Below are 24,141 nucleotides of genomic sequence, written 5' to 3'. Positions count from 1 at the left end.
ATCGAGTGTATCACCCGGCCCTGGCAGATCGGCTAAGGGTGCCGGACGGCAGGCATGCCGCCACGGCCCTCTGCGGGCGCGGATTATTATCGGACGCCGAAGGCTACAGACAATCAAGGGATTTCTAAAGCGGTTTTTGTGTTGCCTGCAAGGGCCCTCTCGCCGCAAAGCCGGCTCCCACAGAGATAGCGCAACTGTGGGAGCCGGCTTGCCGGCGATGGGGCCATTACAGACTCAGCCCTCTTGCGGCTGCATCGCCGCAAAGTGCCCTGCCAGGATCATGGCAAATTCCTCGACAGTCATCTTCTTGCCATTGAAGTCGACCATACCGTCGGCATAGTGCAGGCTCGACACCACGTCATTGCCTTGCACGGTCGCCATGCCGCTCTGCAGCGCCATCATGCCGACCATCTCGCCGGCCTGGCTGGATTGCATGGCAATTGCCTGGGCGTCGGTCTGCCCTTCGAGCAAGGCCTGCAGGGTAGCCAGGTCACCGATCATCGGCTTGGACAGCGAGAGCTTGCTCTTGACCTGGGTGATGAGCTGCTTGCTCAGCTGGTCAGGCGGCAAGTCGAAGGAGCTCGGGCTGGCGAAGTCCATTGCCAGGTCGAAGCGGCTTTCACCATTGGCCGTCCTGAACGACAGGTTTTCCACCGCCAACTGCGGCTTGGAAGCCAGCAACTGCTGCAGGTCGCCCTGGAACTTGGCCTTCTCGGCGTCACCCATCTGGATTTCCGGCATCGGCTGGCCGGCTGCGGCGGCCGCCTCGAACTCCGGCAAATGCGCCTGGTACCACTGGGACAGCGCCTGCAAGGCCGGGGCATTGATCGACTTGATGCTCACCCCCATTTGCCCGCTGCCGACCGCGCGACCGTCCCAGGTAATGTCCGACACCTTGTAATCCACGCGCCCACCCACGGTGTTGGGGCCATCGAGGGTCTGCAAGGCATTCTGCTCAAGGCCCTTGAGCAACAGCACCTGCTGCTTGGACCCCAGCGTGGCCTTGGCCTCGGCCAGCAGCAGGTCGAAATTGCCGACATAGACCATGTCGTGCTCAGTGGCCGCCAGGTTGCCGCCGATTTTCAAGCCCTGCAGCGCGAAGGTCGCTGGCGGATGGTCATCGCTCACCAGCTTGATGTCCATGCGCTCAGCGGCACCATGGAACTTCGATGCCTTGCCATCCCGGTCGCCCGTGGCTTCAAGGCGCAGGCCCGAGAAATCGATACTGCTGCCGCTGTCTTCCTTGAAGGTGAACGGCGCCACCTGCACGATGCTGTCGACACTGCCGCCGTAACCGAAGCTGACCTGTGCGGTAACCGGCGGCTTATCGCCAGTCGCGGCGAACCAAGGCGCAGTGACGTCGTCTTTTTGCAGCACGCTGTTGCTGGTGGCCATCACCGGCATCAGCTTCAGCGCCTTCACCCGCGACCAGGGGAACGGACCATGCTCGATCTGGTCGGTGAGGCCAACCTCGAAATTGACCGCCTCGCCATGGCCGAGGTTGATGTCGCGGGCCTTGAGCCGATACTGCGCGGTGCTGGTGAAGAAGTGCTGCTCCAGCCCGACCAGCTCAATGGTCACGCTGCCGCCGGTCCCCACCAGGGCCTTCTTCAGCTCGGCATTGCCCACGTTGACGGAGTGTTCCAGCTCCTTGGGCAGTTGCTTGCCGGTGTACCAGGCGCCTGCGGTGGTTGCGACGGCAATGGCGATGGCCAGGCCGGAAAGGATGCTTACTGATTTCTTCATGAATAGAACCGATCGATGTCCATATGGGTGGGTTCGCAGCCCAGCGGCCGCGCAGGGTGCAAAAGGATATCACCCTGCCCCTGGCGAAAGGGTGGCCACCGAGACGAAATGGTTCGTTTCAGACACGCCCTACAACAACACACGAAGATTCTTATTCGTTCAATTTTACGAACATTCGCATCGATCGAAATCGCAAAAAAACGCGCAAAAACCGAACATTACGGCCTTTTAGCCGATAAATATTTCAATTTAGTAACATCTTGTCATGTTTAACTTGACACCTATCGGCCCATCGTTTTTTATTTTCACCACCTCGCCCAGCGCCCGATCCACGAAGAAGAAAAAGTCGCGCCGTCATGATGCTCGGATGCCCCTGCCCGCACGCTTCACTCTCCTGGTCAAGGCACTGCCAGCCTGACATCGGCGCCTAGCCCGCGCCTACCTCTGCTCCGAACAAAAAGGTGAACAACATGGAGCCACACCAGCATGCAGACTGACCACAACGCCACCGGCAACGGCCAATTCCGTAAATCCCTGCGCCTCTGGCACGTGGTTATCATCGGTTTGGCGTACCTCACGCCAATGACCGTGTTCGACACTTTCGGCATCGTTTCCGGCATTACCTCCGGTCACGTTCCCAGCGCCTACTTGCTGGCCTTGGCCGGCGTCCTGTTCACTGCCGTGAGTTACGGCACCCTGGTGCGTCGTTTCCCACAGTCGGGTTCGGCCTACACGTATACCCAACGCGCCATAAACCCACACGTGGGCTTCCTGGTCGGCTGGTCGTCGCTGCTCGACTACCTGTTGCTGCCCATGGTCAACGCGCTGCTGGCCAAGCTGTACCTCTCGGCCATGTTCCCTGAGGTGCCAGAGTGGATGTGGGTGGCTGGCTTCGTCACCCTGATCAGCCTGATCAACATGCGCAGCATCAACCTGGTGGCGCACTTCAACCTTCTGTTCGTGGTTGTACAACTGGCGATCATGTCGGTGTTCATCTACCTCTGCGTGCGAGGCCTGGGCCAAGGCGAAGGGCTGGGCACCACCTGGAGCCTGACACCCTTTGCCGACTCGCAGACGCAGTTCAGCGCCCTGGCTGCCGGCGCGACCATCCTGTGCTTCTCGTTCCTGGGCTTTGACGCGGTAACCTGCCTTTCGGAAGAAACCAAGGACCCGGGCAAGATCATTCCGCGGGCAATTTTCCTCACCGCCCTGATCGGCGGCGTGGTGTTCATCGCAGTGTCGTACTTCATGCAGGCGTACTTCCCGAACAATGCCCGCTTCCACGACCCGGAAGCGGCCTTGCCGGAAATCGCCCTGTACGTCGGTGGCAAGCTGTTCCAGTCGATCTTCATCGCCTGCACCGTGATCAACACCATCGCCTCGGGCCTGGCTTCGCAAACCAGCGTGTCGCGCCTTCTGTACGTGATGGGCCGCGACAACGTGATCCCCAGCAGCGTATTCGCTCGCCTGCATTCGCGTTACAAGACCCCGGTGGTGAACATTGCCGTGGTTGGCGTGATTGCCCTGTCGGCCATTTACTTCGACCTGGTGACCGCCACCTCGATCATCAACTTCGGCGCGCTGGTAGCTTTCAGCTTCGTCAACCTGTCGGTGATCTGCCATTGCTACCTGCGCGAAGGCAACCGTCAGGGGCTGGCCAACAAGCTGAAGTATCTGGTGCTGCCGACCATCGGCTTCTGCATCATTGCCAAGCTCTGGCTCGACCTCAACGAGCACTCGCTGGTGTTCGGCGGCCTCTGGGCGTTGCTGGGTCTGGTGCACCTGGCCTGGCTGACCAAGGCCTTCCGAGTCGCACCGCCGAACTACATCGCCGAATGACACTCGCCACCGACAACGCCCGCGCCTGAACGCGGGCGTTGTTCATCTTCGAAAAGGAAAGCCCAGATGCCGCTGCGCCGCCTGTCCATCCAATGGAAGATCACCCTGCTCGCCGGCCTCTGCCTGCTGGCCATCGTTGCCTTGCTGGTTGCCACCTCGCTGACCCAGGCCCGACGTAGCGCGGCCCTGGTCAGCCAGGCCAACAGCGAAATGCTCGATCACAGCGCACGCCTGCGCCTGCAAGCTCACGCCGAAACCCAGGCCCTGCGCATCCAGCGGTATTTCATGGATGCCTACCAGTACGCCAACGGCTTTGCCCGCCTGGCACAGGTACTCAAGGCCCGAGGCGGCAGCGACTTGCGCGCCGAGCTGACCCGTCAGGCTCATGCCAGCCTTGCCGGCAACCCGGACGTGATCGGCCTGTACTTGGTGTTCCAGCCGAATGCACTGGATCACCAGGACAGCCAATTCGTCGGCCAGGACACGCTGGGCAGCAACGAAAGCGGGCGCTTCTCGCTGTACTGGTCGCAGCCAAGCGCCGGCAAGCTGGAGCGCGAAGCGATGCCCGAAGCAATGCTCAACGACAGCAGCCTCGGCACCAACGGTGCGCCCAAGAACCGTTGGCTGACCTGCCCACTGGAAACGGCCAAAGCCTGCGTGCTCGAGCCTTATCTGGACGAAGTAAATGGCCACCAGGTGCTGATGACCAGCATTGCCCTGCCGCTGCTGGAGAATGGCAAGGTGGTGGGCGTGGTCGGCCTGGACATCGGCCTGGACAACCTGCAACAGCTGAGCCTGCAAGGCCGCCAGGACCTGTTCGACGGCCAGGGCCAGGTCAGTATCGTCAGCGCCAGCGGGCTGCTGGCCGGCCACAGCCGCGACAGCTCGAAGCTGGGTGCACCGATGGACCAGGCCGTGGCCAATGGCCTGCTGCGCGTCGCCAGGCAGTTCGCGCCGATTCCCGATGCAGCCCCTTGGCAAGTGCTTCTTGAATTGCCAGAGGCCGTGCTTCAGGCCCCCGCCGTGGCCCTCAACCAGCGTCTGGACGCGCACAACCAGAGCGCCAACCTGATCGGCCTGCTGATAGGCCTGGGCGCTGCAGTAATCGGCCTGCTGCTGGTCTGGCTGACCGCCCGCGGCGTGACCCGGCCGATCCTGGCCGTAGCCGCACGGCTGGAAGACATCGCCAGCGGCGAAGGCGACCTCACCCGCCGCCTGGACTACGCCCGCCAGGACGAACTGGGCCAGCTCAGTGGCTGGTTCAACCGCTTCCTCGACAAGCTGCAACCGGTGATTGCCCAAGTCAAGGGCTCGCTGCAGGAAGCCCGCGGTACCGCCGATCAGTCGGCAGCCATCGCCAGCCAGACCAGCAGTGGCATGCAACAGCAGCAACGCGAGATCGAACAGGTGGCCACTGCCGCCAACGAGATGAGTGCCACCGCCCAGGATGTCGCCCACAATGCCGCGCAGGCCGCCCAGGCAGCACGTGGCGCCGACCAAGCCAGCCGCGAAGGCTTGCAGCTGATTGCCAGCACCCGCCAGGCCATCGACCAGCTGGCGGCCGGAATGAACGCGGCCATGGACGAAGCCCGCGCCCTGGAAAATCGCAGCGAGCAGATCGGCTCGGTACTGGAGGTGATCCGCGCCATTGCCGAGCAGACCAACCTGCTGGCGCTCAATGCCGCCATCGAAGCTGCACGCGCCGGGGAAGCCGGACGCGGCTTCGCCGTGGTTGCCGACGAAGTGCGCAGCCTGGCCCAGCGCACCCAGGTGTCGGTGGAAGAGATTCGCCAGGTTATCGAAGGCCTGCAGCAAGGCACCCAGGACGTGGTCGGCGCCATGCATGAAGGCCAGCGCCAGGCGCAGGCCAGTGCAACGCGCATGGAGCAGGCGCTGCCGGCACTGCAACGGATTGGCGAAGCGGTGACGGTGATCAGCGACATGAACCTGCAGATTGCCTCGGCGGCCGAGGAGCAGAGCGCGGTGGCCGAGGAGGTCAACCGCAACGTGGCCGGTATCCGCGACGTGACAGAATCGCTGTCGGGCCAGGCGGATGAATCGGCGCGGATCAGCCTGGCATTGAACCGGTTGGCCAATCAACAGCAAGCTTTGATGGAACAGTTCCGCGTCTAGTCTGTACTGGCCTCATCGCCGGCAAGCCGGCTCCCACAGGAACACCACAGCCTGTAGGAGCCGGCTTGCCGGCGATGAGGCCAGTAACGGCAACCAATCAATTGAAAGAGTTCTACCCCATGCAATCCCCCAACAAACCACCCTTCTTCGACATCACCAGCGAACAGGGCCTGTTACGCACCTCGATCGCCGTCACCTTGTTCATCGCCACCATCGGCATTGCCTTCGGTCTGGCCTCCGGCTCGTTCTCGATCGTGTTCGACGGCGTCTACTCGCTGGTCGACGCCAGCATGAGCGGCCTGTCGCTGGTGGTGGTCAAGCTGATCACCTCCCACGCCACCAGCCTGCAGCTATCACGCAAGCTGCGCGAGCGCTTCACCATGGGTTTCTGGCACCTGGAACCGATGGTCCTCGCCCTCAACGGCATCCTGCTCAGCGGTGTCGCCATCTACGCACTGATCAACGCCGTCAGTAGCCTGCTTCAGGGTGGCCGCCACCTGGAATTCGGCATTGCGATGATCTACGCGGTACTGACCGTGATCGCCTGCGCCACCATCGCCTACGTCGAGGCACGCGCCAACCGCAAACTGAAGTCCGACTTCGTGCGCATGGACGTCAAGGGCTGGATCATGTCGGCCAGCATCACTGCGGCCTTGCTCATCGCCTTCTGCTTTGGCTACGCGGTGCAAGGCACCCAGTGGGAGTGGGTGTCGCCCTACATCGACCCGGCGGTACTGGCATTGGTGTGCCTGGTGATCATCCCGCTGCCCCTGTCGGTGGTACGCCAGGCCATGTCGGAAATCTTCCTGGTGACTCCAGGCGACCTCAAGCAGCACGTCGATGAAGTGTCGCGAGCCTTTGTCAGCAAGCACGGGCTGCAGTCGTACCGGGCCTATGTGGCCAAGGTCGGCCGTTCGCGGGAGATCGAACTGTACTTCATCGTCCCCAAGAGCATGGGCGCCAAATCCATCGACGAGTGGGATGCGCTGCGCAACGAGATCGGCGATGCCGTGGGTGGCGAGGGGCCGGATCGCTGGATCACCGTGGTGTTCACCGGCGACCCGGAGTGGGCGGAATAAGCGGCCACTCTGAGGCCCTCATCGCCGGCGCCCATAGGTACAGCACAGGTTGCGAACACAGAGATGTATTTGTGGGAGCCGGCTTGCCGGCGATGAGGCCACAACAGAAAACCACTCACGAAAAAGCCCGCAACCGTTGCCGGTTGCGGGCTTTGACTTACTGCGTATGGTGGGTCGTGTAGGATTCGAACCTACGACCAATTGGTTAAAAGCCAACTGCTCTACCAACTGAGCTAACGACCCGTTGGATGGCGCGTATAATACTGATTTCTAACGGGAAATCAACACCCCATCAAAAAAAATTTCAAAAATAGCGGGTTGGGTCTTCAACCCCGGCAGCCTTGAAACCATCGGCGCGCAGGCGGCAGCTGTCGCACTTGCCACAGGCGCGCCCTTCGTCGTCGGCCTGGTAGCAGGAAACAGTCAGGCTGTAGTCGACACCACGGGCGATACCGGCCTGTACGATCTGCGCTTTGCTCAGGTTCTGCAGCGGCGCCTGGATACGGAACCCCTGCCCTTCCACACCCGCCTTGGTGGCCAGGTTGGCCATGCGCTCGAACGCTTCGACGAACTCCGGGCGGCAGTCCGGGTAGCCGGAGTAGTCCACGGCATTAACGCCGATGAAGATATCGCGCGCCTGCAGCACCTCGGCCCAGCCCAACGCCAGGGACAGGAACACCGTGTTGCGAGCCGGCACGTAGGTGACCGGAATGCCTTCTCCGGGGGCTTCTGGCACGTCGATGCTGCTGTCGGTCAGGGCTGAACCACCGATGCCATCGAGATTCAGGCCGATCACCTTGTGCTCGACCACGCCCAGGTCGCGGGCAACGCGGGCGGCGGCGTTGAGCTCGGCCCGGTGGCGCTGGCCATAGTCGAAGCTCATGGTGTAGCAGCTGTAGCCTTCGGCCTTGGCCATGGCTACGACGGTGGCCGAGTCGAGGCCGCCAGACAGCAGGATTACCGCGCGTTTCTCAGTCATTTGCTCTTACTCTCAATCAACGTCCGGGTTCGTCGTTCCACAGCAACTTGTGCAACTGCAGCTGGAAACGCACGGGCAGGTTGTCAGCAACGATCCAGTCGGCCAGCTCGCTAGCGCTCACCTGGTGGTGGCTTGGCGAGAACAGCACCTCGCCGGCACGCTCGGCGAGGTTGTACTGGATCAGCTTGGACACTGCCCAGTCATAGTCCTCGCGTGAACAGATGACGAACTTGACCTGGTCGTTGCGGGTCAGGTGCTCGATGTTCGCGTAGAGATTGCGATGGGACTCTTCGGAGCCCGGGGTCTTGAGGTCGACCACGCGGCTGACGCGCACATCGGTCGCCGAGATATCCAGGGCGCCGCTGGTTTCCAGCGAAACCTCGTAGCCGGCATCGCACAGGCGCTGCAAAAGGGGCAAGGCATTCGGCTGGGCCAGGGGCTCGCCACCGGTGACGCAGACATAGCGCGGTTTGAAACCTGCCACCTGCTCCATGATCGAGTCGAGGGTGCGCACGGTGCCGCCACTGAAGGCGTAGGCACTGTCGCAGTACTGACAGCGCAGGGGGCAACCGGTCAGGCGCACGAATACCGTGGGCAGCCCAGCCGTTCGTGTTTCACCCTGCAACGAGTAAAAGACTTCGGTGATGCGTAATGTGTCTTGCATGATCGCCACGGGCGTGACAGCTAAACAGGCTGTCCGCCTCCGTCAGGCACTGCAGCGGACTCGACATGGCGTTATCCGCGGCAGCGTGTTTAAGAAAAAAGGGCAGTGATTCTAACGAAAAAACCCGCGACGAGCGCGGGTTTCTTTCCAACGGTACAGCTTAGAGCTTTTGCAGGTCGCGTTGCGCCAGTTGCGCGGCGGAGGTGCCGGGGTACTGGGTGATGACCTGCTGCAGGATACCCTTGACCTTGTCGGTGTGGCCCATGCGGCGCTCGACATCGGCCAGCTTGTAAAGGGAATCCGGTACCTTGCTGTGCTTGGGATACTTCTGGCTGACCTGGGCAAACGCCTGGCTGGCGGCTGGCAGGTCACCCTTGGCCAGGTTCACCTCGCCCAGCCAGTACTGGGCATTGCCGGCGTACTGGCTGTTGGGGTACTTGCGCAGGAAGGCATTGAATGCCTGGCTGGCCTTGTCGAAGTCCTTTTGCTTGATCAGGTCGAAAGCAGCATCGTAGTAGAGCTTCTCTTTCGCCGGATCGCCCGGCTCGCTGCTGGCGGCCGGTTGTTGTGCAGCAGCGCCTGTGGCACCTGCTGCTGCACCGGCGGCGGCATCGGGTGCAGCACCGGTGGAGGAATTATCGGGGGTCGCGGCAGGCGCGCCACCACTGTTGATGCGACGGTCCAGATCCTGGTATCGCTCCAGGTTTTCCTGCTTCATGCGGGCCACATCGTTCTGCAGCTCTTCGATGATGCCCTGCTGGCGGGAAATCTGGTCCTGCATCTGTTGCAGCTGCATGAACAGCTGGCCCTGTGCTGAGGCAGGGGTCGAAGCCCCTGCCCCGGCATAGGCGCCGCTCGTGCCATAACCCGAAGGTGGGTAAGCACCTCCGTTGTCATCTACTACAGGAACCGCAGCCCACGCTGAAAGCGGAAGGCTGAGTGCAAGGACGGTTACAGCACGACGGCACATACGCATAAGAACTTACTTACGCAGTTCTACGCGACGGTTTTGAGCCCAGGACTGCTCGTCGTTGCCGGTGGCAACTGGACGCTCTTCGCCGTAGGAAACCAGTTCCAGCTGAGCAGGGGAAACGCCCTGCAGAACCAGGTAACGTTGAACGGCCTTGGCACGACGCTCACCCAGAGCCATGTTGTACTCGCGGGTGCCGCGCTCGTCGGTGTTGCCTTCCAGAACAACGCGGTTGCCGTTGGCTTTCAGGTCCTTGGCGTGAACGTCCAGAGCGCGCATGGCTTCTGGCTTCAGGTCCGAGCTGTCGTATTCGAAGTAGAAGGTGGTGATTGCGCGCAGGGCCGCTTCTTCGCTCAGGGAGCCGTCGACAGCACCGGTGTTGGCGCCGTAACCAGCGTTCGGATCAACAGCGCCTTCACCAGCGTTGTCACCGCCTTTCGAGGAGCAACCTACAGCTACGGCCATGGCCAGAGCCAGCGCAGCAAATTTACCAAACTTCAGCATTTCCATCGTGAAACTCCTAATGAAACCCCAGTGTGTTAAGCAAAAGTATTACGCCGCAATCAGTTCAGGTAAGGGGACCAGGACGGTTCTCTGACTTCGCCTTGAGCGGTAGGAAGTGGGAGCCTCACGCGGCCATTAAGCGACACGAGCATCAAGACTCCCCGGCCCTGCTGGCGGGTGGCGTAGATTAGCATGGTGCCGTTTGGCGCAACAGTGGGAGACTCATCAAGACTTGTTTCAGACAGAATCTTTACACTTCCGCGCTGCAAGTCTTGTGCCGCCACTTTGAAGTTGGTGAAACCCTGCTGGCGATGGATCATTACCAGGGTCTTTTCATCAGCCGACAGTTTAGGGTTGGCGTTGTAGTTACCCACGAACGTTACGCGCTCGGCACCACCACCACTGACCGATTGCTTGTAGATCTGCGGCTTGCCGCCACGGTCGGAGGTGAAGTACAGGGTGTTGCCATCCTTGCCCCAGAACGGCTCGGTGTTGATGCCCGGGCCAGCGGTGACACGGCTGATCTGGCGCGAAGCCACGTTCATCACGTAGATGTCCGGGTTACCGTCCTTGGACAGCACGAATGCCAGGCGGGTACCGTCTGGCGACCAGGCCGGCGCACCGTTCAGGCCCTCGAAGTTGGTGACCTGTTCGCGGCGACCGGTATCGATGTGCTGAATGAAGATACGTGGACGCTTCTGCTCGAACGAGACGTAAGCGATACGCTTGCCATCCGGCGCGAAGCGCGGCGACAGGATCGGCTCGCGCGATTGCAGCAGGGTCACTGCACGGGCACCGTCGTAGTCCGAACGCTGCAGGGTGTAGCGGGTGTTGTTGGTCGAGAAGCGCTCGGCGGTCACGTACAGCATGCGGGTCGAGAACGCACCCTTGATGCCGGTGAGCTTCTCGAACGACTGGTCGGCAATGTAGTGCGACATGTCACGCAGCTGGTCCGCGGTGCCCGCGACGCTGCCGGTCAGCACTTGCTGCTCGGTCGCGACGTTGAACAGCGCGTACTGCACCTGCAGGCGGCCGCCCGAAGGCACGATGCTGCCGACCATCACATACTGGGCACCCAGGGCTTTCCAGTCGCGGAAGATGACTTCGCTGGCCTGGGTCGGCTGGCTGATCATGTTCTGGCGCGGGATCGGCGAGTAGTAGCCGGAGTTGCGCAGGTCGTTACCGATGATATCGGCCATGTCTTCCGGCAGTACGCTGCCACCCTGCAGACCGAACGGCACTACCGCGATGGGCGTTGCCCGATCGCTGCCGCTGGTGACCAGGATGTTCTTTTCCTCTGCCATGGCCATGCCAGCCACGCAGCAGAGCATGACCAGCATTCCTCGAAGGAGTTTAATCACAACGCTAGATCCTCAGGTGTAAATGTCATCTTGAACGAACGATAACGATTGAAATCGCTCGGTTTCATACCCTGCATCTCGGTCAGACGACCAATGTTCTTGACTGCAGCCACTGCCGAACTGTCGAACGGACCGTCACCACTGGACCGGGTCACGCTGACACCGGTGATGGTGCCATCCGGCAACATGCTGACCTGCAGGGTCACCGTCATGCCCTTGCGCGCGGAAGGTGGCCGTGCCCAGCCCTCGGCCGCGCGCATACGGATCAGGTCGTCGAAGTCGCCGGCCACCTGGTCACCCTGCTCGTCGGCCAGCGCCTGCTGCCGCTCGGTGGTATCGGACAACAGCTCGGCCAAAGCCTGGGCCTTCTTGTCCTCTGCCGCCTTGCGGGCCGCTTCCTGTGCCTTTTTCTTCTGGGCGTCTGCAGCGGCCTTTTTCTTGGCCTCTTCAGCAGCCTTCTTCTTCGCATCCTCGGCCGCCGCCGCTTTCTTCTTGGCGTCCTCGGCTGCTTTCTTCTTCGCGTCCTCGGCGGCCTTTTTCTTGGCTTCCTCGGCTGCTTGCTTCTTGGCTTCTTCCTCGGCCTGCTTCTTGGCCTCTTCTTCAGCCTTTTTCTTGGCGATGTCGGCCTGTTGCTTCTCGGCGGCTTTCTTCGCTTCCTCGGCCTTCTTGGCTTCAGCGGCCTTCTTGGCTTCGCTGGCCTTGGCAGCCTCTTCGGCTTTCTTGGCCTCGGCGGCTTCGCGGGCTTCCTCGGCCTTTTGAGCGGCGTCGGCTTTCTTTTGTTCCGCGGCCTTGATGGCCTCTTGCTCGACCTTCTTCTGCTCCAACTGCTCGACTTCAGTCTGGCGCGAGGCGGTTTTCTTCGCTTCCCCGGCAATCTTCTGATTGGTCTGGGTGGTCGCCTGGCTCTTGGACTTGAGCTGATACAGGGTAGCCTGAACGATCGGCTTGGAAGGCGGCAGCTCAGGCGTCATGGCAAAACTGACGAACAGCAGCGCGAACACCAGCACGTGCAGGCCGATGGCCCAGACGCTGGGCCAGAAGTAGCTTTCCGAGGCGGATGGCTCTCGCTGTTGCATCAGGGCGCCTCGGTAATCAGGCCAACGTTACCGACACCGGCCTTCTGCAACCCGCCCATGGCACCCATGACCGCGCCGTAGTCGACAGCCTTGTCGCCACGAATGAAGACCTGGGTCTGCTTGCCCTGGTCACGACCGGCGGCAATGATCTTGGTCACTGCGCTGGTCATATCGGGCAAGGTCATGGCCTTGTCCATCTGTTTGTCGGTATCGACTTCGCTGCCGAGGTTCCAGTAGTAGGTCTTGTCGGCCTTGATGGAGATGGTGAGGATCTGGACGTTGTTGTCCTGCGGCAAGGCTTCGCTGGAAACCTTGGGCAGGTCGACCTTCACGCCCTGGTTGAGCATGGGGGCCGTCACCATGAAGATGACCAGCAGCACCAGCATCACGTCGATGTAGGGCACCACGTTCATCTCGGCGACCGGCTTGCGTTTGTGGCGAACTCGGGCCATGGGCTTCTACCTGATTACTCTTCGCTGGTGTGCACTTTGCGGTGCAGGATCGCCTGGAACTCGTCGGCGAAGGTGTAGTAACGACCGATCAGCACTTCGCTGCGGGCAGCGAAACGGTTGTAGGCGATGACCGCAGGGATTGCCGCGAACAGACCGATGGCGGTGGCGATCAGTGCTTCGGCGATACCGGGAGCAACCGTGGCCAGGGTGGCCTGCTGGGCGCTGGCCAGGCCGCGGAAGGAGTTCATGATGCCCCAGACGGTACCGAACAGGCCGATGTACGGGCTGGTGGAACCGACGGTGGCGAGGAACGGCAGGCTCTGCTCGAGCTTTTCTTCCTCACGCGAAATGGCCACGCGCATGGCTCGGCCCACACCTTCCATGACCGCATCGGGATCGACGCCCGGCTGCTGGCGCAGGCGCGAGAATTCCTTGAAGCCGGCCCGGAAGACCTGCTCCACACCCGAATCCGGATCTGGGTTGCTGCCTGCCTGACGGTACAGCTTGGACAGGTCGATACCCGACCAGAAGCGTTCCTCGAAGGCATCCAGCGCACGACGACCGGCGCGCAGCATGGTGCTGCGCTGGAAGATCATGATCCATGAGGTGACCGAGGCGGCCACCAGGGTCAGCATTACCAGCTGTACCACCACGCTGGCATTGCTGACCAGACTCCACATGGAGGTATGGTCGACGACGTTAGCTTCCACGCTTATTCTCCTGCGTTCGATTGAGTACCCGAGCCGTCCGCCACAAAGGCGTCGCGCAGCTCCGGGGGTAAGGCTCGGGGTTTGAAAGTGTCGGCGCGCACGGCGGCCACCAGGAACTGCCCTTCACAGAGCAGCGTTTCATCCTTTTCCCGCCAGACCTGCTGTACGAAACGCAGACTGGCGCGATTGAGTTCAAGTACTTGCGCGGTCACCCGGAGCTCATCGTCCAGGCGCGCCGGCGCGTGATAGCGCGCTTCGCTGGAGTGGACCACGAACAACAGGTTTTCCCCGGCCAGTTGCTGCTGGGAAAAGCCCAGGTGCCGCAGCCGCTCGGTACGCGCGCGCTCCATGAATTTCAGGTAGTTGACGTAATACACCACGCCACCGGCATCGGTATCCTCGTAATAGACGCGACAACGGTGTGCGAAAGGTTCCAGGCCATTTTGCGCGCGCATACTCTAGTGCTTACTCCTCAGCTTGCCAATCCGCTGCGGCAACTGTTTTTTGCTCATTAATGTCGTATTGCCAGCGCCCCTAGGGCATGCCAGCGGTAGGACCACGAAAAGCCGGTTTCGATCTGTCATTCATCGCCTGCTTCGGAAAAATCTCCCCCATCGCCCAGGCGCCCGGGAACATTCAGGCCAAAGTGCAAATAGGCATGACGGGTCACCACACGCCCACGGGGCGTGCGCATGATATAGCCCTGCTGGATCAGGTACGGCTCGAGCACATCCTCGATGGTGTGACGCTCCTCGCTGATCGCTGCCGCCAGGTTGTCCACCCCTACCGGGCCACCGTCGAACTTCTCGATCATGGTCAGCAGCAGGCGTCGGTCGGAATGATCGAAACCGCGCTCGTCGACATCCAGCAGGTTCAGCGCCATGTCGGCCACCGCCTTGGTGATCTGCCCCTTGCCGCGCACCTCGGCATAGTCACGCACACGGCGCAGCAAGCGGTTGGCGATACGCGGCGTACCGCGGGCGCGGCGGGCAATCTCGTAGGCACCCTGGTCTTCGATGACCAGGCCGAGAATACCGGCGGAACGGCTGACGATGGTCGCCAGATCCTTGTCGCTGTAGAACTCAAGGCGCTGGACGATCCCGAAGCGGTCGCGCAGCGGGTTGGTCAGCATCCCGGCACGGGTAGTGGCGCCGACCAGGGTGAAGGGTGGCAGGTCGAGCTTGATCGACCGCGCCGCCGGCCCCTCACCGATCATGATGTCGAGCTGGAAGTCTTCCATGGCCGGGTACAGCACCTCTTCGACCACCGGCGAGAGCCGGTGGATCTCGTCGATGAACAGTACATCGTGGGGCTCGAGGTTGGTCAGCATGGCCGCCAGGTCGCCCGGGCGCTCCAGGATCGGCCCGGAAGTACTCTTGACCGAAACGCCCATTTCCTGGGCGATGATATTGGCCAGGGTGGTCTTGCCCAACCCGGGCGGGCCGAAGATCAGGGTGTGGTCGAGCGACTCGTTGCGACCGCGCGCGGCCTGGATGAACAGCGCCATCTGCTCGCGCACCACCGGCTGGCCGATGTACTCGTCCAGACGCAGCGGGCGGATCGCACGGTCCTGGACTTCTTCACGGTCGCGGCCACTGGCGGCGATCAGGCGGTCGGCTTCGATCACTTGGTAATCATCCCTTTAAGGCTGCGGCGGATCAGGTCTTCACTGCTCATGCCGGCCTTGTCCTTGATGGCGGACACTGCCTTGCTCGCCTCCTGAGGCTTGTAGCCCAGGGAAACCAGGGCGCTGACCGCGTCGGCCTCGGCCGTGGAGCCACTGCTGACTGGCACGGGGCCATCGGAAACCAGGGTGAACATGGCCGGGGAGGTTTCCCAGGCCTTGAAGCGGTCCTTCAGCTCGACCAGCAGTCGCTCGGCGGTCTTCTTGCCCACTCCTGGCACGCGCACCAGCGCGGAGGTGTCCTGGGCCTGCACGCAGCGCACCAGTTCGTCGGCCTCAAGGCCGGACATCAGTGCCAGCGCCAGCTTCGGGCCCACGCCATTGAGCCGAATGAGCTCACGGAAAAGCTCTCGCTCGCGCTTTTCATGAAAGCCGTACAGCAAGTGGGCATCTTCACGCACCACCAGATGGGTGTGCACGGTCACGGTTTCGCCAACTTTAGGCAGGCGATACAGGGTAGTCATGGGCACTTCGAGTTCATAGCCCACGCCGTTGACATCGATAACAAGGTGCGGTGGCTGTTTTTCCGCCAGGGTACCGCGCAAACGTCCAATCACGTTCCGATCCTTCCTCTCGGGGCCGGTCAAAGACCGGTCAACCCTATCAGCAAATGCAACGGGTGAACGTGTCACCCGGACAAAAAATGTATCAGCGCATGAAGCGCACTACAGACGCAAGCGCCCGCCACGCCGCCGCGCCGTGGCCAGGCCGTGGGGCACCAGGCTGGAGCGGGTATGAGCATGGCACAGGGCGATTGCCAGGGCGTCGGATGCGTCGATCTGCGGCTTCTGGGTGAGCTTGAGCAGGTGCATGACCATCAGCATCACCTGCTCCTTGTTGGCGCCACCGCTGCCGGCGACGGCCTGTTTGACCTGGCTTGCGCTGTATTCGGCGATCTCCAGGCCAGCCTCGGCGGCGGCAACGATGGCCGCCCCACGCGCCTGGCCGAGCTTGAGCGCCGAATCGGCGTTACGGGCCATGAACACGCGCTCGATGCCCATGGTCACCGGCTCGTGGGTACGAATGATTTCGCTGACGCCGCGAAAGACGATCTGCAGGCGCTCGTGCAACTCGCCGGCACCAGTGCGGATACAACCCGACGCCACGTACTCGCAACCGCGAGCGGTCTGGCGCACCACGCCATAACCGGTGATGCGCGAGCCGGGGTCGATACCAAGAATCAGAGTCATAGCGCCTGTCGTTTGAAGCTCATGTTTGAAGACCATTGGGGCCGCTGCACGGCCCATCGCCGGCAAGCCAGCTCCTACAGGTACAGTGCAGGCCTGAAGAATCCGCTGCACCCGTGGGAGCCGGCTTGCCGGCGATGGGCTGCACAGCAGCCCCAATTACGGTTTCGTTGGCGACACCTTAGCCGAGTTTTTCCATGATCTCGTCGGAAATCTGCGCATTGGAATAGACGTTCTGCACATCATCCAGGTCTTCGAGCATGTCGATCAGCTTCAGCACCTTCTCCGCGCCCTCCTGATCCAGCTCGGCGCTGGTGGTCGGCTGCATGACGATTTCCGCGTCAGCGGCCTTGAAGCCCGCCTCTTCCAGCGCGTTGCGCACGGCATAGAAGCTGTTGAACGAGGTAAACACCTCGAACGAACCGTCTTCATTGGCCACCACGTCGTCGGCATCGGCTTCCATGGCCGCTTCCATCAACGCATCTTCGTCGACACCCGGCGCAAAGCTGATCTGCCCCTTGCGCTCGAACAGGTAGGCTACCGAACCATCGGTACCGAGGTTGCCGCCACACTTGGTGAAGGCATGTCGCACGGCGGCAGCGGTACGGTTGCGGTTGTCGGTCATGGCTTCGACCATGATCGCCACGCCGCCCGGGCCGTAACCCTCGTAGCTGAGCTCTTCGACGTTGTCGCTTTCGTTGGTGCCAGCACCACGGGCCACGGCGCGATCGATGATATCGCGGCTCATGTTGGCGCCCAGGGCCTTGTCCAGTGCCAGACGCAGGCGCGGGTTGGAGGCTGGATCACCGCCGCCCTGCTTGGCAGCAACGGTCAGCTCACGGATCCACTTGGTGAAGATCTTGCCTCTCTTGGCATCCTGGCGCTCTTTGCGGTGCTTGATGTTCGCCCACTTGGAATGACCAGCCATAACAACTCCAAATCCTTGAAACACAAACAGTTACGCCCCTGACGGGGCGCAACGACAAATTCCTGCGCCGTAACGCAAAGGCGCATCCATGTGGATGCGCCCGGGGTCCGCTTACTCGACCTTGGTCTGTTCGCGCAGGCGGATGTGCAGCTCTCGCAGGGCCTTGGCGTCGACCATGCCTGGAGCCTGGGTCATGACGCACGCGGCGCTCTGGGTTTTCGGGAAGGCGATCACTTCACGGATCGACTGGGCGCCGGTCATCAGCATGACCAGGCGGTCCAGGCCGAAGGCCAGGCCACCGTGAGGTGGAGCACCGAATTTCAGGGCATCGAGCAGGAAGCCGAATTTCTCTTCCTGCTCCGCTGCCTCGATACCCAGCAGACGGAATACCGCCTGTTGCATCTCTTTACGGTGGATACGGATCGAACCGCCACCCAGCTCGGTACCGTTCAGGACCATGTCGTAGGCACGGGACAGGGCGGTAGCCGGGTTGGCCTCGAGCTCTTCAGGGGTGCACTTCGGTGCGGTGAACGGGTGGTGCAGCGCAGTGAAGCTACCGTCTTCGTTTTCTTCGAACATCGGGAAGTCGACGACCCACATCGGCGCCCACTCGCAGGTCAGCAGCTCGAAGTCGTGGCCCAGGCGGATACGCAGCGCACCCAGGGCTTCGCTGACCACTTTGAACTTGTCGGCACCGAAGAACACGATGTCGCCGTCTACGGCGCCAACGCGGTCGAGGATGTTGTTGAGGTTGGCCTCGGGGATGTTCTTGACGATCGGCGACTGCAAACCCTCGACACCCTTGGCGCGCTCGTTGACCTTGATGTAGGCCAGGCCCTTGGCACCGTAGATGCCGACGAACTTGGTGTACTCGTCGATCTTGCTGCGCGGCATGCTGGCACCGCCTGGCAGGCGCAGGGCAGTGACGCGGCATTTCGGATCGTTGGCAGGGCCTGCGAAGACCTTGAAGTCGACGTCCTTGAGCTGATCGGCAACGTCGACCAGTTCCAGCGGGATACGCAGGTCAGGCTTGTCGGAACCGTAGCGGCGCATGGCTTCTTCGAAGGTCATGTGCGGGAATTCGCCGAACTCCAGGTCCAGTACTTCCTTGAACAGCTTGCGGATCATGCTTTCGGTCAGGCCCATGATCTCGCTTTCATCGAGGAAGCTGGTCTCGATGTCGATCTGGGTGAATTCCGGCTGGCGGTCGGCCCGCAGGTCTTCGTCACGGAAGCACTTGGCGATCTGGTAGTAACGGTCGAAACCGGCCACCATCAGCAGCTGCTTGAACAGCTGAGGCGACTGCGGCAGTGCGAAGAAGCTGCCAGCGTGGGTACGGCTCGGCACCAGGTAGTCGCGCGCGCCTTCCGGAGTGGCACGGGTGAGGATCGGCGTCTCGACGTCGAGGAAGCCGTTTTCATCGAGGAAACGACGGATGCTGCTGGTGATGCGCGAGCGCAAGCGCAGTTTGTCGGCCATTTCCGGGCGACGCAGGTCGATGAAGCGGTAGCGCAGGCGAGTTTCCTCGCCGACGTCGGAGTATTCGTTCAACGGGAACGGCGGGGTTTCCGCTTCGTTGAGCACGTTCAGCTGATAGCCCAGAATCTCGATGGCACCGGAGGCCATGTTGGCGTTCACCGCACCATCGGGGCGCTTGCGCACCTTGCCGGTGATCTGCACGACGTACTCGCTGCGCACGCGGTCGGCGGCGGCGAAGGTTTCGGCGCGGTCCGGGTCGAACACGACCTGGGCCATGCCTTCGCGGTCACGGATGTCGAGGAAGATCACCCCGCCGTGGTCGCGGCGACGATGGACCCAGCCGCAAAGGGTGACTTCCTGGCCGTCCAGGCTCTCGTTCAGTTGGCCGCAATAATGGCTGCGCATCATGATGGTGGTTTCGCTTCTCGTGATTCGTGTATTCGGTGGAGGCCTTGCCCAGAGGGTTAATACTGCAAGACCCAGCTACTGCAATTCAACTCAGTCGGCCTTGTCGCCGCCTGCCAGATTCTTTTTTGCCCCGGTCTTGAAGTCTGTTTCGTACCAGCCGTTGCCGCTCAGGCGAAAGCCAGGGACCGACAACAGCTTCTTCAATGCAGGCGCTTCGCAAGCCGGGCAATCGGTCAGCGGTGCGGCGCTGATCTTCTGCAGCACCTCCATCTGGTGATTGCAGGATGCACATTGATAGTCATAAAGGGGCATGGACGTCTCTCGTCAACCACAACGCGGGCTGCCAGGGCAGCAAAAAGCGAGATTATATATGGTTAACAGGCACTGCGCAGCCCGCCCGGCGATCAGCGTACACTTGGCGGGTCCAGCAGCCAGGCGACACAGATCACCCGGATCAGCCCACTGAAGTTGCGTACCCCGCCCTGGCGCAGGTGCACTTCACGGTCCACGTACGACAACACGGCACTGACCGAACACTGATTGGCCTCGGCGATGCGTTCGAGAATTCCCCAGTAGACCGCTTCCAGGCGCAAGCAGGTGGAAAAACCGTTGAGCCGAACCGAGCGCGACACCGGTTGAACCTGCAACATGTCGAAATCGGTCTTGAACGGATCGATGCACTGCTTGCCTGGCCAGCACCCCTGCCCAACTCGCCGCTTAGTCGCTTGAATCATGCGCCCCACCCACTGATTACCACCAACTACCCCTGCACCTCAAATGCAGGTACCTGGGGTCAAATCAAGCGCGTACAGGCGAATTCAAAGCAGCGGCAAAGCTTTCCCGCACAAACGAAAAAGCCCGGCCGAATAAATTTCGGCCAGGCTTTCGGATGGAGCCTACAAGACTATTCAACTATTTACCGTCGAGCAGCACTCGCAGCATCCAGGCAGTTTTCTCATGCACCTGCATGCGCTGGGTTAGCAGGTCGGCGGTAGGCTCATCACTGACTTTGTCCACCACCGGAAAGATGCTGCGCGCAGTGCGGACCACGGCTTCCTGGCCCTGCACAAGCTGGCGGATCATCTCGTCGGCCGCCGGCACGCCTTCTTCTTCTTTGATGGAGGAGTGACGCGCATAAAAGGCATAGGACCCAGGCGCCGGGAAGCCCAGCGCGCGAATGCGTTCGGCGATCGAGTCGACCGCCAGCGCCAGTTCGTTGTACTGCTCCTCGAACATCAAGTGCAGGGTGCGGAAAGACGGACCTGTGACATTCCAGTGGAAGTTGTGGGTTTTCAGATACAGCACGTAGGTATCCGACAACAGGCGGGAAAGCCCTTCGACGATGGATTTGCGATCTTCTTCACTGATACCGATATCAATTGCCATGAAGTTCCCCTTTCCATTTGGCTTGATGATCAAGCAGGCCTGACACACTGTATCAACACTTTGCCCAACCCGCCCATGACACAGGGCAAGTCATCACCACCGGCCCCCTCGGTTTGAGAAGGGCCCGCCTTTGCTGTTAAATAGGCACCGTGCCACCCGTGCGGACTGTTATTGCCGGGTGCATAGGCTGGCGTACCGCGTTTTCGCGCTCTACACCTCATGCGCACCGTGCCGCCAGCTCTTCCTGTGATCGGCCTTATCAATTGCGAGCCAACCCATGTTCAAGATCGTCCACCTGGTGACGGGCGTTGCGGCTTTGCTGCTCTCGCTCATACCCAGCCTGAAAACCGATGCGACACCCTTCCTGCAGCAACCCGACGCGGTCTACCTGGCCCTGCTCGGCCTGCTCAACCTGCTGCTGGCGCCGGTCGTGCCCCTGTATTACCGCGGAGCACGCCAGCAACTGCAACACTTGGCCTGCGCCCTGCTGGTAGTGGCCGTGGTGCTGCAGACACTGACCCTGCTCGCCCGCCCGGAAATGGGCAACCTGGCCGCCCTGGTGTGTGCCGCCCTGGCAGTTGCTCTGCACCTGGCAGTCGGTTTTGCCCGCAGCGGCAGGAAGGCACGTGCAACCCCAGGCGCCCTGCAAGAAGCTGGCAAACGGGATACCGGCACCGTGAAATGGTTCAATACCTCCAAGGGCTTCGGCTTCATCTCGCGCGATTCGGGTGACGATATCTTCGTCCACTTCCGCGCCATTCGCGGCGAAGGCCATCGCATCCTGGTCGAGGGCCAGCGCGTGGAGTTTTCGGTAATGCACCGTGACAAAGGCCTTCAGGCCGAAGACGTGGTCGCGGTCAATCGCCGCTGACGCCTGCCAGCCCTGGGGCAACCCCAGGGCTGCGCTTCTCAGTAATGCGGCGGCGGCGCCTCCTCCCCCTCACTGCCGTACTGGCCGACCATCTCCTCGTATCGCTTGATCAACTCGGCCATCTGCAATTGCAGACGCTCGATCACCTGCCCCTGCTCGGCCACCACGTCATTCAGCGCCTGGAGGGTGTCATCCTGGAAGGCCTGGCGGGTTTCCAGCTCGATGATGCGCGATTCCAGCGACATGTCAGGCCTCCTGATAATCGTCATTGAGCAACGCGCGCAGTCGCACGCGAATCGACTCGACCTGCTGCGGTTCGTACGCAACGGCAGGCACCTTGCCCCACACCGGCGCCGGCCATGCGGCGTCATGCTGATGACGAACGATCACGTGCATGTGCATCTGGCTGACCACATTGCCCAAGGTGGCAACGTTCATCTTGTCGGCGGCGAACTCGCGCTTCAGTGCCTCGGCCAGGTAAGTGGTTTCTTTCCACAACTGCGCTTGATCTTCCTGACTCAAGTCGAACAGCTCACTCACGCCTGCACGCTTGGGCACCAGTATGAACCAGGGGTAGTTGGCATCCTTGCTCAGCAGCAGTCGGCACAGCGGAAAATCGCCCAGGACCAGGGAATCCTGCTGCAAACGTGAATCCATCATAAACACGGCAAACCTCCATCAAGCGAAACAGCCCGCGACTACGGGAACATGGCCGCAAGGATACCTTGCTGCACGCTTTCAGTTCAGCAAACCGTGACCCCCTGCACAAACCCGGTAACACAGCGCTACTTTTCGCACCAAAATGAGGCTTTGTCGGTACACACCACTACGCTTTTACCCAGCCCATCTACTCAACATCAACAGTAGCCGGTAACACATTGACTTTTATGGCAGGATTTTCTTTTTCCTGTCACATTTGTTTTGGCACACCATCAGACAACCCTGACCCCGTGTTTTCGGCACTTTGGTACCTGACGCCCGTGCGTTTGTGAAAATTTCATCAAGCGTTGTTAATTTTGAGCACGCTTGTTGCATTCCTTTCACGCCAAGTCGGCACGACACCTGCATGAAGCGGTGGACGCGACAAATAACAACAGCGGCATTGGACTGACCAGGGAGTTTCTTCAACCGCAACCGATACTTACGGTTTGCATACGGTGACAGGAGCAGCGCTGGGGTTGTACGCCCGGAAAACCCGGAGCGTGATTTGCGACACGGAAATACCTATGAGCGACATGGCCATAAAGTTCCCGAAAGGTTTTATATGCCCATATCGCCAACAACAGTCAGCGTGCTATACATTTCCGCCGACATAACAAGAAAGAGCTGCCCCATATAACTAAAAGACTTGGGCGCAGCGGTACTCTTCCTAAAAACCAAAGGAGCAAGTCACGATGCGCGTGATGAAGTGGAGCATGATCGCCCTGGCCGTTTCGGCAGGGACCTCGCAATTGGCCCTGGCCTCCGCCCAAGACGAGTCCAAGGGTTTCATCGAAGACAGCCAGCTGAACGTCAAGACTCGCATGCTGTACTTCAGCCGCGACTTCCGTAACAACGAGCGCGATCCGGTTACCGGTGCTCGTCAGAGCCGCGTAGAAGAAACCGGCCTCGGCTTCCTCGGCACCTTCGAATCGGGCTTCACCCAGGGCGCCATCGGCGTCGGCGTCGATGCCATCGGCATGCTCGGCCTGAAACTGGACAGCGGCAAAGGTCGCGCCGGTACCGGCCTGTTCCCAACGGGCGAAGACGACCGTTCGCAAGACGATTACTCCTCGGGCGGCGCTGCAGTAAAACTGCGCTTCTCCAACACCGTACTGAAATACGGTAGCCAGTTCACCGCCCTGCCCGTCTTCGCCACCGACGACAGCCGACTGCTGCCGGAAGTTGCCGAAGGCGGCCTGATCACCAGCAACGAGATCGAAGGCCTGACCCTGCACGCAGGTCACTTCACCGCCATGAAAGCCCAGGCTGAAACTGACCGTGACAGCCTGCACCTGACCCAAGCGGACGTTGTCGGCGGTACCTACGCCTTCACCGACAACCTCAGCACCAGCCTGTACTACTCCAAGGTCGAAGACTACTGGCGCAAGTACTACGGCAACATCAACTGGGCACTGCCGATCTCCGACAAGCAAGGCCTGGTGTTCGACTTCAACATCTATGACACCAAGAGCGAAGGCAGCGCCCTTTACAAAGCGTTCGATGGCGACAAGCTCGACAACACCGCCTTCAGCCTGTCGGCTGCCTGGAACATCGGCGCCCACACCTTCACCGTCGTGCACCAGCGCGTTCACGGTGACGGCGACTACGGCTACGGCGTAGACGGTGGCGGCACCATCTTCCTCGGCAACTCGGTCGCCCGTTCCGACTTCAACGCCGAAGACGAAAAATCCTGGCAGGCGCGCTACGACCTGAACTTCGCCGAGTTCGGCGTACCCGGCCTGACCTTCATGACTCGCTACGTGCGCGGTACCGATGCCAACGTCGCCGGCACCAGCAACGGCAAGGAATGGGAACGCGACATCGATATCAAGTACGTGCTGCAAGAAGGCCCGGCCAAGGACCTGAGCTTCCGCGTACGTCAGGCCACCTACCGTTCTTCCGATGGCGTCTACTACGGCTCCCCATCGCTGGACGAACTGCGCCTGATCGTGGAGTACCCGCTGAGCATTCTGTAAGCCTGGC

At 61.2% G+C, this 24,141-nt stretch carries 25 protein-coding genes, 1 tRNA gene and 1 pseudogene; 6 read left to right on the top strand and 21 right to left on the bottom strand.

From position 1 onward, the window contains the following. Positions 1-234 precede the first annotated feature (234 nt). The gene (locus KU43P_RS06585) at positions 235-1,746 is read right to left on the bottom strand and encodes a YdgA family protein (RefSeq protein ID WP_317661675.1); all 1,512 of its coding nucleotides are present in this window, start codon (positions 1,744-1,746) and stop codon (positions 235-237) included. 486 nt (positions 1,747-2,232) lie between these two features. Between KU43P_RS06585 and KU43P_RS06580 the strand changes: the two genes are divergently transcribed. From KU43P_RS06580 to KU43P_RS06570, 4 genes and pseudogenes are all read left to right on the top strand, one after another. After that, a complete protein-coding gene (locus KU43P_RS06580; protein WP_317661674.1) occupies positions 2,233-3,585 on the top strand; it encodes an APC family permease in 1,353 nt (450 codons plus the stop codon). Between the two features lie 66 nt (positions 3,586-3,651). Continuing rightward, a pseudogene (locus KU43P_RS26980) lies at positions 3,652-4,860 on the top strand (HAMP domain-containing protein); the annotation flags it as partial. A gap of 102 nt (positions 4,861-4,962) precedes the next feature. Further along, complete coding sequence (locus tag KU43P_RS26975) at positions 4,963-5,718, top strand: methyl-accepting chemotaxis protein (RefSeq protein ID WP_411567249.1); 756 nt, start codon at positions 4,963-4,965, stop codon at positions 5,716-5,718. A 119-nt stretch (positions 5,719-5,837) separates the two neighbouring features. Continuing rightward, a complete protein-coding gene (locus tag KU43P_RS06570; RefSeq protein ID WP_317661672.1) occupies positions 5,838-6,797 on the top strand; it encodes a cation diffusion facilitator family transporter in 960 nt (319 codons plus the stop codon). A 167-nt stretch (positions 6,798-6,964) separates the two neighbouring features. On the opposite strand, the gene KU43P_RS06565 is transcribed toward KU43P_RS06570, so the two are convergent. The 18 genes from KU43P_RS06565 to KU43P_RS06480 all read right to left on the bottom strand — a co-directional run bounded on the left by KU43P_RS06565 (position 6,965) and on the right by KU43P_RS06480 (position 20,585). After that, positions 6,965-7,040, bottom strand: a tRNA-Lys gene (locus KU43P_RS06565). A gap of 61 nt (positions 7,041-7,101) precedes the next feature. Continuing rightward, on the bottom strand, positions 7,102-7,776 hold the full coding sequence (gene queC, locus KU43P_RS06560; protein WP_317661671.1) for a 7-cyano-7-deazaguanine synthase QueC: 675 nt from the start codon (positions 7,774-7,776) through the stop codon (positions 7,102-7,104). Positions 7,777-7,792: 16 nt separating this feature from the next. Then, positions 7,793-8,440, bottom strand: a complete 648-nt coding sequence (gene queE / locus KU43P_RS06555; protein WP_317661670.1) for a 7-carboxy-7-deazaguanine synthase QueE — start codon at positions 8,438-8,440, stop codon at positions 7,793-7,795. A 160-nt stretch (positions 8,441-8,600) separates the two neighbouring features. Continuing rightward, on the bottom strand, positions 8,601-9,416 hold the full coding sequence (gene ybgF, locus KU43P_RS06550) for a tol-pal system protein YbgF (protein WP_317661669.1): 816 nt from the start codon (positions 9,414-9,416) through the stop codon (positions 8,601-8,603). A gap of 6 nt (positions 9,417-9,422) precedes the next feature. Next, positions 9,423-9,920 (bottom strand): peptidoglycan-associated lipoprotein Pal, encoded by a 498-nt coding sequence (gene pal / locus KU43P_RS06545; RefSeq protein WP_023381906.1) that lies wholly within the window; start codon positions 9,918-9,920, stop codon positions 9,423-9,425. Between the two features lie 53 nt (positions 9,921-9,973). Next, entirely contained in the window at positions 9,974-11,245 is a 1,272-nt protein-coding gene (gene tolB / locus KU43P_RS06540) for a Tol-Pal system beta propeller repeat protein TolB (protein WP_411567248.1), read from the bottom strand. A 26-nt stretch (positions 11,246-11,271) separates the two neighbouring features. Continuing rightward, complete coding sequence (gene tolA, locus KU43P_RS06535) at positions 11,272-12,351, bottom strand: cell envelope integrity protein TolA (RefSeq protein ID WP_317661667.1); 1,080 nt, start codon at positions 12,349-12,351, stop codon at positions 11,272-11,274. Beyond that, positions 12,351-12,803: a protein TolR gene (tolR, locus tag KU43P_RS06530; protein WP_008090221.1), complete on the bottom strand. Its 453-nt coding sequence runs from the start codon at positions 12,801-12,803 to the stop codon at positions 12,351-12,353. The genes tolA and tolR overlap by 1 nt, the downstream gene beginning before the upstream one ends. A gap of 14 nt (positions 12,804-12,817) precedes the next feature. Then, positions 12,818-13,513, bottom strand: a complete 696-nt coding sequence (gene tolQ / locus KU43P_RS06525) for a protein TolQ (protein ID WP_010952367.1) — start codon at positions 13,511-13,513, stop codon at positions 12,818-12,820. A gap of 2 nt (positions 13,514-13,515) precedes the next feature. Next, a complete protein-coding gene (gene ybgC, locus KU43P_RS06520; protein ID WP_317661663.1) occupies positions 13,516-13,968 on the bottom strand; it encodes a tol-pal system-associated acyl-CoA thioesterase in 453 nt (150 codons plus the stop codon). Between the two features lie 125 nt (positions 13,969-14,093). Beyond that, complete coding sequence (gene ruvB, locus KU43P_RS06515; protein ID WP_317661661.1) at positions 14,094-15,140, bottom strand: Holliday junction branch migration DNA helicase RuvB; 1,047 nt, start codon at positions 15,138-15,140, stop codon at positions 14,094-14,096. After that, positions 15,137-15,754: a Holliday junction branch migration protein RuvA gene (gene ruvA, locus KU43P_RS06510; protein WP_317661659.1), complete on the bottom strand. Its 618-nt coding sequence runs from the start codon at positions 15,752-15,754 to the stop codon at positions 15,137-15,139. The genes ruvB and ruvA overlap by 4 nt, the downstream gene beginning before the upstream one ends. Before the next feature lie 108 nt (positions 15,755-15,862). Continuing rightward, the gene (gene ruvC, locus KU43P_RS06505; RefSeq protein ID WP_176511592.1) at positions 15,863-16,387 is read right to left on the bottom strand and encodes a crossover junction endodeoxyribonuclease RuvC; all 525 of its coding nucleotides are present in this window, start codon (positions 16,385-16,387) and stop codon (positions 15,863-15,865) included. A gap of 178 nt (positions 16,388-16,565) precedes the next feature. Further along, complete coding sequence (locus KU43P_RS06500; RefSeq protein ID WP_012315821.1) at positions 16,566-17,312, bottom strand: YebC/PmpR family DNA-binding transcriptional regulator; 747 nt, start codon at positions 17,310-17,312, stop codon at positions 16,566-16,568. A 111-nt stretch (positions 17,313-17,423) separates the two neighbouring features. Beyond that, on the bottom strand, positions 17,424-19,199 hold the full coding sequence (gene aspS / locus KU43P_RS06495; protein WP_317661655.1) for an aspartate--tRNA ligase: 1,776 nt from the start codon (positions 19,197-19,199) through the stop codon (positions 17,424-17,426). A 90-nt stretch (positions 19,200-19,289) separates the two neighbouring features. Then, a complete protein-coding gene (locus KU43P_RS06490) occupies positions 19,290-19,511 on the bottom strand; it encodes an FmdB family zinc ribbon protein (RefSeq protein WP_176511589.1) in 222 nt (73 codons plus the stop codon). 92 nt (positions 19,512-19,603) lie between these two features. Further along, a complete protein-coding gene (locus KU43P_RS06485; RefSeq protein ID WP_317661651.1) occupies positions 19,604-19,933 on the bottom strand; it encodes a ribbon-helix-helix domain-containing protein in 330 nt (109 codons plus the stop codon). 178 nt (positions 19,934-20,111) lie between these two features. After that, the gene (locus KU43P_RS06480; RefSeq protein WP_023381917.1) at positions 20,112-20,585 is read right to left on the bottom strand and encodes a Dps family protein; all 474 of its coding nucleotides are present in this window, start codon (positions 20,583-20,585) and stop codon (positions 20,112-20,114) included. 277 nt (positions 20,586-20,862) lie between these two features. On the opposite strand from KU43P_RS06480, the gene KU43P_RS06475 reads away from it, so the two are divergent. Next, positions 20,863-21,456 (top strand): cold-shock protein, encoded by a 594-nt coding sequence (locus KU43P_RS06475; protein WP_317661647.1) that lies wholly within the window; start codon positions 20,863-20,865, stop codon positions 21,454-21,456. Positions 21,457-21,494: 38 nt separating this feature from the next. Here the strand turns inward: KU43P_RS06475 and KU43P_RS06470 are convergent, their stop codons facing one another. Together KU43P_RS06470 and KU43P_RS06465 are read right to left on the bottom strand one after the other, a co-directional pair. Beyond that, positions 21,495-21,701, bottom strand: coding sequence for a SlyX family protein (locus KU43P_RS06470; protein ID WP_317661645.1), 207 nt, complete (start codon positions 21,699-21,701; stop codon positions 21,495-21,497). A 1-nt stretch (position 21,702) separates the two neighbouring features. Then, positions 21,703-22,122, bottom strand: coding sequence for an HIT family protein (locus KU43P_RS06465; RefSeq protein WP_317661643.1), 420 nt, complete (start codon positions 22,120-22,122; stop codon positions 21,703-21,705). A 728-nt stretch (positions 22,123-22,850) separates the two neighbouring features. Here KU43P_RS06465 and KU43P_RS06460 point away from each other — a divergent pair. Further along, entirely contained in the window at positions 22,851-24,134 is a 1,284-nt protein-coding gene (locus KU43P_RS06460) for an OprD family porin (RefSeq protein WP_317661641.1), read from the top strand. The last annotated feature ends 7 nt before the right edge of the window (positions 24,135-24,141 follow it).

The organism is Pseudomonas sp. KU43P, assembly GCF_033095865.1.
Classification (GTDB): Bacteria; Pseudomonadota; Gammaproteobacteria; order Pseudomonadales; family Pseudomonadaceae; genus Aquipseudomonas.
The sequence above is the reverse complement of the archived record's forward strand: the minus strand, read 5'-3'. Positions and strand labels throughout refer to the sequence as shown.

Bases quoted from the DNA above. Each gene is read 5' to 3' on its own strand.
- KU43P_RS06490 (WP_176511589.1), bottom strand. From the start codon at position 19,511: ATGCCCCTTTATGACTATCAATGTGCATCCTGCAATCACCAGATGGAG.
- KU43P_RS06485 (WP_317661651.1), bottom strand. From the start codon at position 19,933: ATGATTCAAGCGACTAAGCGGCGAGTTGGGCAGGGGTGCTGGCCAGGC.
- tolB (WP_411567248.1), bottom strand. From the start codon at position 11,245: ATGCTCTGCTGCGTGGCTGGCATGGCCATGGCAGAGGAAAAGAACATC.
- KU43P_RS06570 (WP_317661672.1), top strand. From the start codon at position 5,838: ATGCAATCCCCCAACAAACCACCCTTCTTCGACATCACCAGCGAACAG.
- KU43P_RS06480 (WP_023381917.1), bottom strand. From the start codon at position 20,585: ATGGCAATTGATATCGGTATCAGTGAAGAAGATCGCAAATCCATCGTC.
- queE (WP_317661670.1), bottom strand. From the start codon at position 8,440: ATGCAAGACACATTACGCATCACCGAAGTCTTTTACTCGTTGCAGGGT.
- pal (WP_023381906.1), bottom strand. From the start codon at position 9,920: ATGGAAATGCTGAAGTTTGGTAAATTTGCTGCGCTGGCTCTGGCCATG.
- KU43P_RS06585 (WP_317661675.1), bottom strand. From the start codon at position 1,746: ATGAAGAAATCAGTAAGCATCCTTTCCGGCCTGGCCATCGCCATTGCC.
- KU43P_RS06460 (WP_317661641.1), top strand. From the start codon at position 22,851: ATGCGCGTGATGAAGTGGAGCATGATCGCCCTGGCCGTTTCGGCAGGG.
- KU43P_RS06470 (WP_317661645.1), bottom strand. From the start codon at position 21,701: ATGTCGCTGGAATCGCGCATCATCGAGCTGGAAACCCGCCAGGCCTTC.
- ybgC (WP_317661663.1), bottom strand. From the start codon at position 13,968: ATGCGCGCGCAAAATGGCCTGGAACCTTTCGCACACCGTTGTCGCGTC.
- ruvC (WP_176511592.1), bottom strand. From the start codon at position 16,387: ATGACTCTGATTCTTGGTATCGACCCCGGCTCGCGCATCACCGGTTAT.
- queC (WP_317661671.1), bottom strand. From the start codon at position 7,776: ATGACTGAGAAACGCGCGGTAATCCTGCTGTCTGGCGGCCTCGACTCG.
- tolA (WP_317661667.1), bottom strand. From the start codon at position 12,351: ATGCAACAGCGAGAGCCATCCGCCTCGGAAAGCTACTTCTGGCCCAGC.
- KU43P_RS06475 (WP_317661647.1), top strand. From the start codon at position 20,863: ATGTTCAAGATCGTCCACCTGGTGACGGGCGTTGCGGCTTTGCTGCTC.
- aspS (WP_317661655.1), bottom strand. From the start codon at position 19,199: ATGATGCGCAGCCATTATTGCGGCCAACTGAACGAGAGCCTGGACGGC.
- KU43P_RS26975 (WP_411567249.1), top strand. From the start codon at position 4,963: ATGCAACAGCAGCAACGCGAGATCGAACAGGTGGCCACTGCCGCCAAC.
- KU43P_RS06580 (WP_317661674.1), top strand. From the start codon at position 2,233: ATGCAGACTGACCACAACGCCACCGGCAACGGCCAATTCCGTAAATCC.
- KU43P_RS06500 (WP_012315821.1), bottom strand. From the start codon at position 17,312: ATGGCTGGTCATTCCAAGTGGGCGAACATCAAGCACCGCAAAGAGCGC.
- tolR (WP_008090221.1), bottom strand. From the start codon at position 12,803: ATGGCCCGAGTTCGCCACAAACGCAAGCCGGTCGCCGAGATGAACGTG.
- ybgF (WP_317661669.1), bottom strand. From the start codon at position 9,416: ATGCGTATGTGCCGTCGTGCTGTAACCGTCCTTGCACTCAGCCTTCCG.